The organism is Methylobacterium sp. WL6 (genome assembly GCF_008040095.1).
GTDB lineage: Bacteria > Pseudomonadota > Alphaproteobacteria > Rhizobiales > Beijerinckiaceae > Methylobacterium.
In genome coordinates this window covers 1-13,102 of sequence record NZ_VRVH01000123.1, presented here as the reverse complement: position 1 = coordinate 13,102, position 13,102 = coordinate 1, and the positions used below count along the sequence as shown (strand labels likewise).

The window sequence follows — 13,102 nt, the reverse complement described above, 5'->3', positions numbered from 1 at the left end:
GGCCGCCAGCGTGCGCCCGGCGGCCTCCGCGATCGCGACCTCTTCGGCCGCGACCGGCCCGGGCACGCTCGCGAGGATGCGCGCGAGCGCTTCGGCGACGGGGATCAGGCCGCTCACGCGAGCGCCCCCGGTCCCGGACGCGCTCCGGTTTTCTCCCTCCCCCCTCTGCGGGGGAGGGTGGGCCTCGCGGCACCGAAGGTTTGGAGAGGGGTGCGACCTCTCCGGATGCGGCGTTCCCCTCTCCCGACCCGCTTCGTGGGCCACCCGCCCCCGCAGAGGGGGGAGGGATGAGCGCCGGGGGCCATCACGCCGCGTCCTCCGCGCGGTACACGCCGGAGCGGCCGCCGTCCTTGGCGAGCAGGCGGATGCCCTCGATCCGCATGCCGCGGTCGGCGGCCTTCACCATGTCGTAGACCGTGAGGCAGGCGACCGAGACGGCGGTCAGCGCCTCCATCTCGACGCCGGTCGGGCCCTGCACGCGGACCTCCGCCGTGAGGCGCAGGCCCGGCAGCGCGTCGTCGATCTCGCAATCGACCCGGACCTTGGTGAGCAGGAGCGGATGGCAGAGCGGGATCAACTCGTGGGTGCGCTTGGCCGCCATGATCCCGGCGAGGCGGGCGGTGCCGACCACGTCGCCCTTCTTGGCATCGCCCTCGCGGATCAGCGCCAGGGTGGCGGGCAGCATCACCACCCGCCCCTCGGCGCGGGCGGTGCGGGTGGTCGCGGGCTTGTCGCCGACGTCGACCATGTTGGCCGCGCCGGTGGCGTCGAGATGCGTGAGGCGGGGTTCGTTCACGATCAGCCCTTCGCCTTCTTCGCGGCCTTGGGCCCGAACAGCAGGTCGTGCGTCGCCGCCGTCACGTCGTCCTGGCGCATCAGGCTCTCGCCGACGAGGACGACGTTGAGGCCGTGGCGGCCGAGCCGGGTGACGTCGGCATGGCCGCCGATGCCGCTCTCGGCCACCGCGATGCGGTCGGGCGGGATCTCGGCGCCGAGCGTGATCGCAGTCTCGAACGAGACCTCGAAGGTCTTCAGGTTGCGGTTGTTGACGCCGATCAGCACGGTGCCGAGCGGGATCGCGCGGGCGAGCTCGGCGGCGTCGTGCACCTCGACCAGCACGTCCATGCCGAGCTCGTGCGCCGTCTCGACCAGGGCTTCCGCCTCGTCGTCGTCGAGGCAGGCCATGATCGCCAGGATGCAGTCGGCGCCCCAGGCCCGCGCCTCGTAGACCTGGTAGGGCTCGAACAGGAAGTCCTTGCGCAGCACCGGAAGCCGGCAGGCCTCGCGCGCCTGGGTGAGGTATTCGGGCCGGCCCTGGAACGAGGGCTCGTCGGTGAGCACCGAGAGGCAGGTGGCGCCGCCCTTCTCGTAGGCGGCAGCCAGCGCGGCCGGGTCGAAATCCGCCCGGATCAGGCCCTTGGACGGCGAGGCCTTCTTCACCTCGGCGATCAGCGCCGGGCGCCCTTCCGCCACGTGCGCCCGGATCGCGTCGGCGAAGCCCCGCGGCGGCGAGGCCTTGGCGGCGCGCGTCTCCAGCTTGGCGAGCGGCACCCGCAGCTTCGCCTCGGCGATCTCGCGGCGCTTGTAGGCCTCGATGCGGGCGAGCACGCTCGAGCGATCGGTCGCCGGCGGCTCGGTCGGAGGCGGCGGTTCGGCGAGGGCGTCGGTGGCCATCGGTATACCCTATCCGTTCGAGACCGCGACGAGGCGGGCCAGCGTCGCGCGGGCCGCCCCCGAATCGATCGCATCCTGCGCCCGCGCGACGCCGTCGGCGAGGGCGTGCGTCAGGCCTGCGACCACGAGCGCGGCGCCCGCATTCAGAACCGCGATGTCCCGGTAGGCGTTGCGCGTGCCCGACAGGACGTCGGCCAAGGCGCGCGCGTTGTGCTCGGGATCGCCGCCGCGGAGCGCCTCGAGGTCGTGCAGCGGCAGGCCGACGTCGCGCGGATCGACCGCGAAGGTCGAGATCCGGCCGTCCTCCAGCGCCACCACCTGGGTCGGGCCGGTGACGGTGATCTCGTCGAGCCCGTCCGAGCCGTGCACGGTCCAGACCCGGCGACTTCCGAGCTCAGCGAGGACCTGCGTCAGCGGCTCGGCCCAGGCCGCCTGCGACACGCCGAGCAGCTGGCATTCGACGCCGGCCGGGTTCGAGAGGGGCCCGAGCAGGTTGAAGATGGTGCGCACCGGCAATTCCGAGCGCACCGCCGCCACGTGCCGCATCGCGCCGTGGTGGGTCTGGGCGAACATGAAGCACAGGCCGGCCTGCGTCAGGCACCGGCTCAAGCCCGCCGGGTCGAGCCCGAGCCTGACGCCGAGCGCCGCCAGCACGTCGGCCGCGCCCGAGCGCGAGGTCGCGGCGCGGTTGCCGTGCTTGGCCACCGGCACGCCGCAGGCGGCGGTGACGATCGCGGCCAGCGTCGAGACGTTGTAGCTGCCCGAGTGGTCGCCGCCGGTGCCGACCACGTCGACGCTGCCGGCCGGCGCTGCGACCCGGACCATGCGCGCGCGCATCGCCTCGACGGCGCCGACGATCTCGTCCGGCGTCTCGCCGCGGACCTTGAGGCCGACGAGGAAGGCGCCGGCCTGGACGGGCGTGACCTCGCCCGAGAGCAGGTCGTCGAACGCCGCGCGGGCTTCCGCCCGGTCGAGGGAGAACCCGGCGGCGACCTTGGCGAGATGGGGCTTGAAGGATTCCATCGGCTCGACGGGCGACGCGTTCGCGGGAATCCCGCGTCAATGCACGCCGGGACGGGCCTTGTCACGTGCCTGGTCCCGCCCGCGCGCCCGGTTCCACGCCGTCGCGATGTCGAGGAAGTTCTGCAGGATCCGCGTGCCGTGATGCGAGAGGATGCTCTCGGGGTGGAACTGCACGCCGTGCACCGGCAGGTGCGCGTGCTCCAGGCCCATGATCAGGCCGTCGGCCTCAGCGGTCACCGTCAGCGCCTCGGGGCAGCCGGCGCGGTCGACCACCAGCGAATGGTAGCGCGTCGCGTCGAAGCTGTCGTTGAGCCCGCGGAAGATGCCCTTCGCGCCGTGGCGGATGGTCGAGACCTTGCCGTGCATCGGCGCGGGCGCCCGCACCACGTCGCCGCCGAAGGCTTGGCCGATCGCCTGGAGGCCGAGGCAGACCCCGAAGATCGGGATCTCGCCCGAGAGCTCCCTGACCGCATCGAGGCAGATGCCGGCCTCGTTCGGGGTGCAGGGCCCGGGCGACAGCACCAGGGCGTCGGGCGCGCGCGCGCGGATCTCGTCGACCGTCACCTGGTCGTTGCGCACCACGTCGATCGCGCCGCTGAGCGGGCCGATCAGGTGGACGAGGTTCCAGGTGAAGGAATCGTAGTTGTCGATGACAAGGACGGAGGGCGTCGGCGCGGGTTCCATGACCGACGATCTGGCCCGGCCGGCGGCGCCGGTCAAGGCGACGGGCGCGTCTGCCGCTTCACGCCGGTGAGGCCGCCACCCTCGGGCCGACCAGGGCGAACAGCGTGCCCTGCGGATCCCGCGCCTGGACGATCCAGGCGCCCCCCGGCACCGCGTGCGGGCCCCGCAGGGCGGTGCCGCCGGCCGCAGCGACCCGCTCGGCCGCGGCGTCGATCGATTCGACGGCGATGTAGAACAGCCAGCACGGGGCTGCCGGCATCGGCGAGGTCATCATCCCGCCGAGGTCGACCCCGTGGCGGGCGAAGACCTGATAGGTGCCCATCGGCCCCATATCGACCGCCATGGACTTTTCCCAGCCGAACAGGCCGGCATAGAAGGCGAAGGCCGGCTCCCCGTCGCGGGCGTGCAGCTCGTGCCAGCCGAACGGGCCGGGCGTGCCCGGCGGCGGCATCGGCGGCGGCGTCCCGTCGCCGCGAAACAGCGCGAAGGCGGCGCCCTGCGGGTCGGCGGCGATGCAGAACCGGCCGACGCCCGGGATGTCGCGCGGTCCGAAGGTCACGCGCCCGCCGGCCGCCGTCACGCGCGCGGCGGAGGCGTCCACGTCGGCGACCGCGACGTATCCGAGCCAGCCCGGCCGCGCGCCGGCGGGGGGCTCGCATCCGGTCGGGGCCATCATCCCGCAGATCTGGACGTCGCCCGCCCGCGCGATGCGGTAGTCGACCCCGGGCATCCCCACATCGACGATGCTCCAACCCGCGACCGCGCCGTAGAAGGCCTGCGCCGACGCGATGTCGGGCGTCGTCAGCTCGTACCAGACGAAGGTGCCCGCGTGATCCGCCATGGTCTCGGCTCCCGGAACAGGCACGTTTGTCGCATTGCGATTTGCGTTGGTATCAACGTAATTCGACGGATGTCAACCGTCGTCCCCTTCGCGACCACCGCCGCCGTCCGCGAGACGTGCCTTTGCCTGCATGCCCAGCGCGCGGCCCGCGCCCTCAGTCGCCGCTTCGACGACGCGCTGCGGCCGCTCGGGCTGACGAGCGGGCAGTTCTCGCTGCTGATGTCCCTCAACCGACCCGAGCCGGCGCCGATGGCGTCGGTGGCCGGCCTGCTCGCGATGGACCGGACGACGCTCACCGCCGCCGTGAAGGTTCTGGAGCGGCGCGGCCTCGCGACGGTCGCCGTCGATCCGAAGGACCGGCGCGGCCGCCTCCTGGCCTTGACGGAGGCCGGCCGCGCCAGCCTCGCGGCCGCGGTGCCGGTCTGGCGCGAGACGCACACGGCCGTCGATGCGGCGCTCGGCGGGGTCGACGCGGATGCCTTGCGGACCGCGTTGCGCGCGCTCGGCTGAGCCTACTGCCCGCGCTTCGCCTGCGCCGCGAAGCGCACCGCGTCCTCGGCCGCGCGGAACAGGGCGCGGGCCTTGTTCACGCATTCCTGCTGCTCGGATTGCGGATCGGAATCGTAGACGATGCCGGCGCCGGCCTGCACGTGCATGCGGCCGTCCTTCACGATCGCGGTGCGCAGGACGATGCAGGTGTCCATCTCGCCGCGCGCGCCGAAATAGCCGATGCAGCCGCCGTAGGGCCCGCGCTTCTCGCGCTCGAGCTCGTCGATGATCTCCATCGCCCGCACCTTCGGCGCCCCCGAGACCGTGCCGGCCGGGAACCCGGCCGCGAGCGCGGCCAGGGTGTCGTGCTTCGGGTCGAGGTCGCCCTCGACGTTCGAGACGATGTGCATCACGTGGCTGTAGTATTCGAGGAAGAACGAGCCGGTGACGGTGACGGTGCCGAGCCTGGCGACGCGGCCGACGTCGTTGCGGCCGAGGTCGAGCAGCATCAGGTGCTCGGAGCGCTCCTTGGGGTCGGCCAGCAGCTCGTCGGCGAGCGCGCGGTCCTCGGCCGGCGTCGCGCCGCGGCGGCGGGTGCCGGCGATCGGCCGGATCGTGACCTTGCCGTCGCGCACCCGCACGAGGATCTCGGGCGACGAGCAGACGACCTGGAACTCGCAGAAGTCGAGGTAGCACAGGAACGGCGCCGGGTTCGTGCGCCGCAGCGAGCGGTAGAGCGCGATCGCCGGCAGGGTGAACGGCGCCTCGAAGCGCTGCGACAGCACCACCTGGAACACGTCGCCGGCGGCGATGTAATCCTTCGCCTTGGCCACCATCGCGAGATAGGCCTCCGGCGAGGTGTTCGAGACCGGCTCGGGCCTCGCGACCGCGGCGAGGTCGACCCGCGCCTCGATCGGCAGCGGGCCTTCCAGCGCCTCGGCGATCCGGTCGAGGCGCGCCAGCGCCGCCTCGTAGGCGGCCTTCGCCGTCACCCCGGCCACCGGGCGCACCGGGCAGACCACGGTGATCAGGTCGCGCACGGAATCGAACACCACCATCACCCGCGGGCGCACGAGGATGGCGTCGGGCACGTTCAGCGGGTCGGGATTGGGCTCGGGCAGCCGCTCCATGGCACGGACCATGTCGTAGCCGAGATAGCCGAACAGGCCGGCCGCCATCGGCGGAAGCTCGGAGCCCTCGCCCTCCACGATCGCGCTCTCGGCGATCAGCGCGCGCAGCGACTCGAGCGGCGCGCGCGCGTCGGCGACGAAGGCGGAGAGGTCGTCGCGGGCGAGCGCGGCGCGGCCGTCGCGGCAACGCCAGGCGAGGTCGGGATCGAGGCCGATCATCGAGTAGCGCCCGCGCACCACGCCGCCCTCGACCGATTCGAGCAGGAAGGCCGGGCCGGAATGGCGGCTGCGCAGCTTGAGGAACGCGGCGACCGGCGTCTCGAGGTCGGCCACCAGCGTCAGGTCGAGGAGGACCGGGCGACCGGCCTCGTAGGCCGCCGCGTAGGCGGCGTAGTCGGACGCGTCCGCCATCGGCCCTAGTACTCGCCGCCGATCGCGCGCCGCAGCGCCGCCTGGTTGACGCTGACGCCGGCGTTCTTCTGCACCTCGGCGATGTATTCGCCGAGCACGTCGTCGGCCAGCGCGGTGCGGAAGTTGCCCTCGATGGTCTTGTCGGCCGGGCTGCCGGCGACGAAGGCCGGCATCGTCGCGGCCTCGACCTTGTAGACCGCGCGCGCCTCGCCGGACGCGGCCGAGCCGGCCTTGCCGACGGCGGTCGCGAAGATGCGGTTGACCACGTCGACCGTCAGTGCGTCCTTGGCCTGGTTGCGGGCCAGATCGTCGCCCTCCTGCGGGTTGACGCCGATCTCGGTGCCGAGCGCCGCGAGGGTCTCGCCCTTTTCGAGCCGCTCGGCCATAGCCTTGCCCTTGGCCTGCAGCAGGCGCGACACCTCGGCCTCGCGCCAGCCTGCGGCGACCGCGTCGCGGACCTCGTCGAGGGGCTTGTCGTGCGCCGCGTCGATCTTGGTCACGTCGTACCAGACGTAGCCGCCGGCCTTGGTCCGCAGCGGCTCGTTGTCGCCGCCGATCTCGGCGCGCAGCAGCGCCGGCAGCGTCGTCTCGGAATCGGGGATGCCGGCCACCGTCCGGCCCGCCGGGTCCTTGCCCTGCGCGTCGACGCCCGCGATCGTCACGATCGGCAGGTCGCGCTCTTTGGCGATGTCGGCGAGCGGCTTGGCGCCGGCGCGTTGGTCCTCGATCGCGTCGTGGATCTTGTCGACGCCGTCGCGGGCCCGCGCCAGCGCGATCTGCCTGCGGATCTCCGGCTCGACCTCGGCCAGCGTCTTCACCGTCGCCGGCTCGATCGCGGTGACGTGGAGGAGCACCGTGCCGAAGCGGCCCTTCACCGGCTGGCTGGTGCCGTCCTTGTCGAGGCCGAAGGCGGCATCGGCCACGGCCGGATCGAACAGCTCGGCCCGCGTCAGCGTCCCCAGGGTCAGGTCCTTGCCGTCGGTGCCGCGCTCCTCCGCCACCGCGGCGAAGCTTTTGCCGTCGGCGATCGCCTTGCGCGCCGCCTCGGCGGCCGCGGCATCGGGGAACACGATCTGCTGGATCGTGCGCTTCTCGGGCGCGCCGAAGCGCGCCTTCTCCTGGTCGTAGACCTTCTGCACCTCCTCGGCCGAGACCGCGTCGGGCTTGGCCATCGCCCCCGGGTCGAGCACCAGCAGGGTCGCGGCGCGGTATTCCGGGGCACGGTAGGCCGAGCGGTTGCCCTCGTAATAGGCCTTCAGCGCGTCCTCGCTCGGCGCCGCGACCTCGCCGGCGGCCGAGGGCGGCAGCATCAGGTAGGCGGCCTTGCGCCGCTCGGTGGCGTACCGATGCACCGCCAGGCGCATCGCCTCCGGCACGTGCAGGTCGGCGGAGACCGCCTCGGCGAGCTGCAGCCGCGCGATGACGGCGCGCTGCTCGCGCACGAACATCGCCTCGTTCAGGCCGGCGCGCTGGAGGGTCTGGTAGAACAGCGCCGACTCGAACTGGCCTTGCGCATTCTGGAAGCTCTTCTCGTCGTGGATCGCCCGGATCACCGACGCGTCGGGCACCGCGAGGCCGAGATCGGAGGTCTTCTGGTCGAGCGACGCCTCGGTCACGAGCTGGGACAGCACCTGCCGGTCGACGCCGAGCGCCCGCGCCTGATCCGGGGTCAGCGTGCGCCGCATCTGCGTCTGGTAGCGCTGGAGCTGGTTCTGGTAGGCGGTGCGGACGGCCTCGGCCGTGATCGGCGTCTTGCCGACCGTGGCCACCGCGGTCGACGAGCCGCCGCGGAAGAACTCCTCGACGCCGAAGACCGCGACGCCCGCGATCAGGAACGTGAAGATCACCGTCAGCACGATCTTGCCGAGCCAGTGCTGGCTCGCGTTGCGGATGTTCTGCAGCATTCTCTTGGCTTACGCGCGCTCGGATCGCCGGGGGGATCCGGCCCTGTCGGGCGCCGCGAGGCGCCGTCCTTCGATCCGCCCGCGATAGCCTAGTCCGCACCGGCAGGCAAAGGCCGCCGCCGAGCCTACTGCGTCAGGCGGGTCATCTTCACGGCGCGGTCGAGCATCGCGCTCAGCGAAGCATTGATTTCGTCCGCCGAACTGGCCGTGAAGAAGAAGCCCGGCGAGGCGCAGCTCTTGAGCGGGGTCGAGAGCGTCGGGCTGAATTGGTTGACCTGATTGTTCTCCCAAGCCGTATAGGTTCCGTCGTTGGTTGAGTTGATCGTAATATAGGGGATGTAGAGGACTGAGATTGTCGCGCCGGCGTTCTTCAGCGCTGTGCAATTGGACGGGTCCATTTGGGCGGGGCTGGAACCGTCCCACCACGCGTTGGCATAGCCGTTGAACTTCGATGGATTTCCAGGATACGTGTACTTTCCGTTCTTCCAAAGATAGTAGTGTTGACCGTTCTGCATTCCGTCCGTGATGAGAAACACGAACGGCTTCGGGTTGCTGGTGGACGAGCCATCACCGTAAGCCGAGATGGTCGACTTCATCTGAGGCAGGGCGACCTCGAAATGCGTCCCGCCGCTCCCCGTGCCGGTGCTCGGATCGCCGTTGACGGAGAGCTGGGTGGTGTTGGTATCGAGAAGATTGGTGAACGCCATTGGCGGTTGCTTCGTGCATTCGGCCGCCGTGTTCGCCGTGGCAAGGTTGCTGGAGAGCGGAGAAAGCGTCGCCAACTGATTGATGAACGGATAGATGCCGACCCGGTACTGGTTCGGGACGATCATTTGGCTCGTGGCACGCTGAAGCAGCGAGCAAACGGCATTGTTGACAGAATCCGAACGCAATTGAATCGGTTTCGGTTTGTGATTGACTGCCAGGTTCCACCCGTTGGCTCCGGGCCAGTGGCAAGCGAACATGCATCCCTGTTTGGAATCGGTGAGCGTCGATTCGACGTTCATGCTGGCGAGCAGGTTCATGTCGCTCGCCGAGGTCGGCAGCCCCATCGATCCCGACACGTCCACCATCACGTAGAAGTCGAGGTAGCTTGCGAGGTCGGTCGACGCGGTCACCGTATTGGCGAGGGGGGTCGTCGGCGTGCGGAAGATCCGGCCGAAGGTGTTCGTCACGGTGGCGCTGTAGGCGACCGTCGACGTCAGGGACTGGCCGTCCGGGGCCAGCTGCGGCGTCTGCAGCGTGTAGGTGGTGAACGGCACCTTCCCCGCGTTGACGTTGAAGACGTTGGTGGCCTGGGTGATGCCCGCCGCGATCGCCTTGGCGGTGAGGTTGGGCTGGCCCTGGTTGGCGGCGATGTAGGCCTTGGCCGTCGCCACGGCCGCGACCGCGGCCGCGTCCGCCGCGCCGTCGAGCTTCGTCTTGTTGGTGATCGCGACGCCGTAATCGACCCCGAGCCCGATGAGCCCGACCAGCGGGATCAGGCTGAGGCCGAAGATCATCGCGACGTTGCCACTCCGTGCCTCCGCAAAGCTCGGACGCGAGACGGCGTGCCGGTCTGCCCGGCGAAGGCGGTTCAGTAGCCAGAACATTTCGTGGCGATCCCGTCGCTGTTCGCGGTGTCGTAGTTCACGAGGGTGGCGTAGCGCGGCTGGACGTAGACCGAGCGGGCGATCTGGCTGCCTGAAAAGAACTTCGCACCGAAGAGCGGCTTGAAGGTGAATGCCACGTCGATGACGATGATCGAGCCGGGACCGTAGACCGAGCGCGGCAATGTTCCGACGTTCGGCGCGGCGGTATTGTCGGCGGGCAGCAAAGGCGTCCCGCAGGGGCGCTGGGTGCTGCCGGACGTGCCCGTGCTCGTCCACACGACGTTGGCCGTGTAGCAGGCGCTCATGTCGGCCGGGTCGTTGCAGGCGGTCGACTTCTGCGTGAAGGCGACGCTGGCGTACTTGATGGTGATGTCGTTCGACCAAAGCACGTTCTGCCGGGCCGCATCCTTCATGACGTAGGGGAACAGCACGAGCGCCGAATCGAAGCTGAAGTGAAGGTCGGTCGCGTTGACCGTGGCGATCGTGGACCCCGGCGGCGGCGGCACCTGTGAGATCATCTGGCTGATCGAGTGCGCGACGAGCTCGACCTTGCGCGTCGCGTTCACGTACGTGACCAGCTGGATGCCGCCGAGCATCAGCGCGAGCAGCGCCGGCAGGACGAGCGCGAACTCGACCGCCGACAGCCCGCGCCGGTCGTCGCGGAAGCGTTGCGTGAGGGATGGCCGACGGGGTGCCATCAGAACTTCTCGTTGCGGAATGCCGCCGTCGAGATCGCCAGATAGCTCGTGGAGCCGTCGGTGCCGAGCAGGGATGCGAAGACGCTCGGCAGGACCGAAATCGGGTAGATGACCTGCAGGTACTGATAGTCTCCAGCATTGCCGAGATCGTACTGGCCCGATCCGCTCGTCTGGGACGGCACCAGGAGGCCGCTGACGTCCGGCTTGACGAAGGCGTAGTAGCCGCTCCTCGCGCCGGAGGTCGGCTGCACTTTGTAGAGGTTCACCACGACGTTCCCGCACGACATCACGGCCGGCAGCCTGCTGCAGAGCGCGGTCTTGAACGTCGCCTGATCGATGCCATTGATCTTGGCTTTGCCGATCATCACCTGCCGGGCGGCTTGGCTCGTCGCGTAATCGAGCCGCTGGTTGACGAACATCACCAGGGCGACGGCCATGACGAAGGCGATCGTCAACAGCAGCATCGGCGCGACGAGGGCGAATTCGACCGCCGTCGCTCCGCCTCTCGCCTGAAGGAATGTCCGTGGACCGCGCATGCGCCGTGATCGCATGTCAGGAATTAAGGCCGATCTAACATAGGGTAGCCGTTTTCGGCCTATCGCCCCTCCGCCTCGCCGGCATCCCCCGCGCGGGTGTCCTCGGTTCTTTCGATCCATCGCGTCTCGGCATGCCGCCCGTCCCCGGAGCGGGGGCCGGGTGATCTTCGTCGCGGATCGTCTCCCGGCGCGGCCGATCCGGTTTGCGCCCTCATGCGGGCTCTGGTAGCCCCGGCCCACGCGTGCGCCGGCAGGCGTTTGGGACGGCAGGGACATCGATGATGCGTTCGGGACGGCGGCCCCTGGTTGCGGGCAACTGGAAGATGAACGGCACCCGGGCCTCGATCCCCGTGGTCGACGCGGTGCGGACCGGCCTGTCCCCGGCGCTCGCCGAGACGATCGACCTGCTGATCTGCCCGCCCTCGACGCTGATCTCGGCCTGCGTCGCCGCGACCTACGATTCGTCGATCGCCATCGGCGGCCAGAACCTCCATGCCAAGCCGAGCGGCGCCTTCACCGGCTCGATTTCCGCCGAGATGCTGGCCGACCTCGGCGCGCGCTACGTCATCGTCGGACATTCCGAGCGCCGGGCCTACCATCACGAGACCGACGACGGCGTCCACGCCAAGGCCCTGGGCGCCCGGCGCGCCGGCCTGTGCGGCATCATCTGCGTCGGCGAGACCATGGAGGAGCGCGAGCAGGGCCGGGCCCTCGACATCGTCCGGGCGCAGCTCGCCATCGGCACGCCGAAGGGCGCGACCGGCGCCGACACCGTGATCGCCTACGAGCCGGTCTGGGCGATCGGCTCGGGCCGCACGCCGACGGCGCGCGAGATCGCCGAGGTCCACGCCTCCCTGCGCGAGATGCTCGACAAGCTCGTCGGCGAGGAGGCGGCCAAGATCCGCATCCTCTACGGCGGCTCGGTCAAGCCCGGCAACGCGCGCGAGCTGCTCTCGGTGGAGAACGTCGACGGCGCGCTCGTCGGCGGCGCCAGCCTCGTCGCCGAGGATTTTCTGGGAATCTGCGCCGCCTACGCCTGAGCGATCCGCGCCCGCTCAGATCTTGTAGGCCTGCCGGGCGAGCAGCCGCCAGCGGCCGCCGTCCCGGTGCCAGACCTGCATCACGCCGATGCGCACCGGCGCGGTCTTGCCGCCGGAGGTCGCCTCGCCGCTGAACACGTGCCGGGCGATGGCGTCCTCGCCGACGACCGAGACCGAGCGGTCCGACAGGACGATGCTTGGGAAGGCGGAGCGCCCGCTCGTCAGCGCGTCGACGAAGGCCGCCTTGCCCTGCACGGCGCCGCTCGAATGACCGTAGCTCAGGCCGTCGAGCACCAGCGCGTCGAGGGTGGCCGCGTCCGGCGCGAGCAAGGCCGCGGTCAGGGTGTCGACCGCCGCCTCCACCTCGGCCTCCGGTCCCGCCGCGCCCGCCGGGGCGGCCCGGGCGACGGAGGCGGCGAGCGCCACGGCGAGCACGAGGCGGCGTGAGATGGGCATGGCGTCATCCTCCGGTCCGAGGCGGCCGATCCGAAGCGCCGCTCTTCGCGCCCGCCTTTGAGCACGCGGAGCGATCGTTCGGGGAGCCGGGCGGCTGACATCGGCGCGCCGATCGTCACGTTTGGCGCCCGCACGCTTGTGGTGTATGCCCCCGGCAGATTTGTAGCCGGTGCGATGCCGCTCCGGCCGTCGTGTCCCGCTCCCCGTCCCAGCGAGCGGCTCCCGGGACCGGCGCGCGCAAGAACGATTCCGGAATTCCGATGCAGACCGTCCTGATCGTCGTCCATCTCATCATCGTGCTGTCGCTGATCGGCGTGGTGCTGCTGCAGCGGTCCGAGGGCGGCCTCGGCCTCGGCGCCGGCAGCAGCGGCGGCGGCGTCTCGGGCTTCATGACCGGGCGCGGCCAGGCCAACGCGCTGACGCGGGCCACCGCGATTCTCGCCGCCCTGTTCTTCGTCACCAGCCTGACCCTGGCGGTGATGTCGCACCGCTCCGCCGCGCCGAAATCGATCCTCGACGGCGCCAACGGCACGACGCAGCCGGCCGGCCAGCCCGCGGGCGCCGACAACCTGCTCGACACGTTGCGCCGGCAGAACAACGCCCCGGCCGCGGGCACCCCGGCGG

The 13,102-nt window shown here is 70.8% G+C and carries 14 protein-coding genes; 3 read left to right on the top strand and 11 right to left on the bottom strand.

Annotated features, from left to right (window positions below):
* Positions 1 to 304: 304 nt before the first annotated feature.
* The 5 genes from moaC to FV230_RS16235 are packed head-to-tail and all read right to left on the bottom strand — an operon-like array spanning position 305 to position 4,222.
* Positions 305 to 796 (bottom strand): cyclic pyranopterin monophosphate synthase MoaC, encoded by a 492-nt coding sequence (gene moaC, locus FV230_RS16255; RefSeq protein WP_147843139.1) that lies wholly within the window; start codon positions 794 to 796, stop codon positions 305 to 307.
* Positions 797 to 798: 2 nt separating this feature from the next.
* Complete coding sequence (gene trpC, locus FV230_RS16250; protein ID WP_147843138.1) at positions 799 to 1,674, bottom strand: indole-3-glycerol phosphate synthase TrpC; 876 nt, start codon at positions 1,672 to 1,674, stop codon at positions 799 to 801.
* 9 nt (positions 1,675 to 1,683) lie between these two features.
* A complete protein-coding gene (trpD, locus tag FV230_RS16245; protein ID WP_147729088.1) occupies positions 1,684 to 2,697 on the bottom strand; it encodes an anthranilate phosphoribosyltransferase in 1,014 nt (337 codons plus the stop codon).
* 36 nt (positions 2,698 to 2,733) lie between these two features.
* On the bottom strand, positions 2,734 to 3,381 hold the full coding sequence (locus FV230_RS16240; protein ID WP_147729087.1) for an aminodeoxychorismate/anthranilate synthase component II: 648 nt from the start codon (positions 3,379 to 3,381) through the stop codon (positions 2,734 to 2,736).
* 58 nt (positions 3,382 to 3,439) lie between these two features.
* On the bottom strand, positions 3,440 to 4,222 hold the full coding sequence (locus FV230_RS16235; protein WP_147843137.1) for a VOC family protein: 783 nt from the start codon (positions 4,220 to 4,222) through the stop codon (positions 3,440 to 3,442).
* Between the two features lie 69 nt (positions 4,223 to 4,291).
* Here FV230_RS16235 and FV230_RS16230 point away from each other — a divergent pair, with 69 nt between their 5' ends.
* Positions 4,292 to 4,732, top strand: a complete 441-nt coding sequence (locus tag FV230_RS16230; RefSeq protein WP_147843136.1) for a MarR family winged helix-turn-helix transcriptional regulator — start codon at positions 4,292 to 4,294, stop codon at positions 4,730 to 4,732.
* A 2-nt stretch (positions 4,733 to 4,734) separates the two neighbouring features.
* Here the strand turns inward: FV230_RS16230 and trpE are convergent, their stop codons facing one another.
* From trpE to FV230_RS16205, 5 genes are all read right to left on the bottom strand, one after another.
* The gene (trpE, locus tag FV230_RS16225) at positions 4,735 to 6,252 is read right to left on the bottom strand and encodes an anthranilate synthase component I (protein ID WP_147843135.1); all 1,518 of its coding nucleotides are present in this window, start codon (positions 6,250 to 6,252) and stop codon (positions 4,735 to 4,737) included.
* A gap of 5 nt (positions 6,253 to 6,257) precedes the next feature.
* A complete protein-coding gene (locus FV230_RS16220) occupies positions 6,258 to 8,156 on the bottom strand; it encodes a peptidylprolyl isomerase (protein WP_147843134.1) in 1,899 nt (632 codons plus the stop codon).
* A 125-nt stretch (positions 8,157 to 8,281) separates the two neighbouring features.
* The gene (locus FV230_RS16215; protein ID WP_147843133.1) at positions 8,282 to 9,748 is read right to left on the bottom strand and encodes a pilus assembly protein TadG-related protein; all 1,467 of its coding nucleotides are present in this window, start codon (positions 9,746 to 9,748) and stop codon (positions 8,282 to 8,284) included.
* Positions 9,733 to 10,446: a TadE/TadG family type IV pilus assembly protein gene (locus FV230_RS16210; RefSeq protein ID WP_147843132.1), complete on the bottom strand. Its 714-nt coding sequence runs from the start codon at positions 10,444 to 10,446 to the stop codon at positions 9,733 to 9,735. Before FV230_RS16210 ends, FV230_RS16215 begins: the two co-directional genes overlap by 16 nt.
* A complete protein-coding gene (locus FV230_RS16205; RefSeq protein WP_147843131.1) occupies positions 10,446 to 10,982 on the bottom strand; it encodes a TadE/TadG family type IV pilus assembly protein in 537 nt (178 codons plus the stop codon). The genes FV230_RS16210 and FV230_RS16205 overlap by 1 nt, the downstream gene beginning before the upstream one ends.
* Before the next feature lie 278 nt (positions 10,983 to 11,260).
* Here FV230_RS16205 and tpiA point away from each other — a divergent pair, with 278 nt between their 5' ends.
* Positions 11,261 to 12,022: a triose-phosphate isomerase gene (tpiA, locus tag FV230_RS16200; RefSeq protein WP_147728023.1), complete on the top strand. Its 762-nt coding sequence runs from the start codon at positions 11,261 to 11,263 to the stop codon at positions 12,020 to 12,022.
* A 15-nt stretch (positions 12,023 to 12,037) separates the two neighbouring features.
* Here the strand turns inward: tpiA and FV230_RS16195 are convergent, their stop codons facing one another.
* Complete coding sequence (locus FV230_RS16195) at positions 12,038 to 12,478, bottom strand: nuclear transport factor 2 family protein (RefSeq protein WP_147843130.1); 441 nt, start codon at positions 12,476 to 12,478, stop codon at positions 12,038 to 12,040.
* 260 nt (positions 12,479 to 12,738) lie between these two features.
* Here FV230_RS16195 and secG point away from each other — a divergent pair.
* The coding region (gene secG / locus FV230_RS16190; RefSeq protein WP_147843129.1) for a preprotein translocase subunit SecG at positions 12,739 to 13,102 on the top strand (364 nt) is incomplete at its 3' end.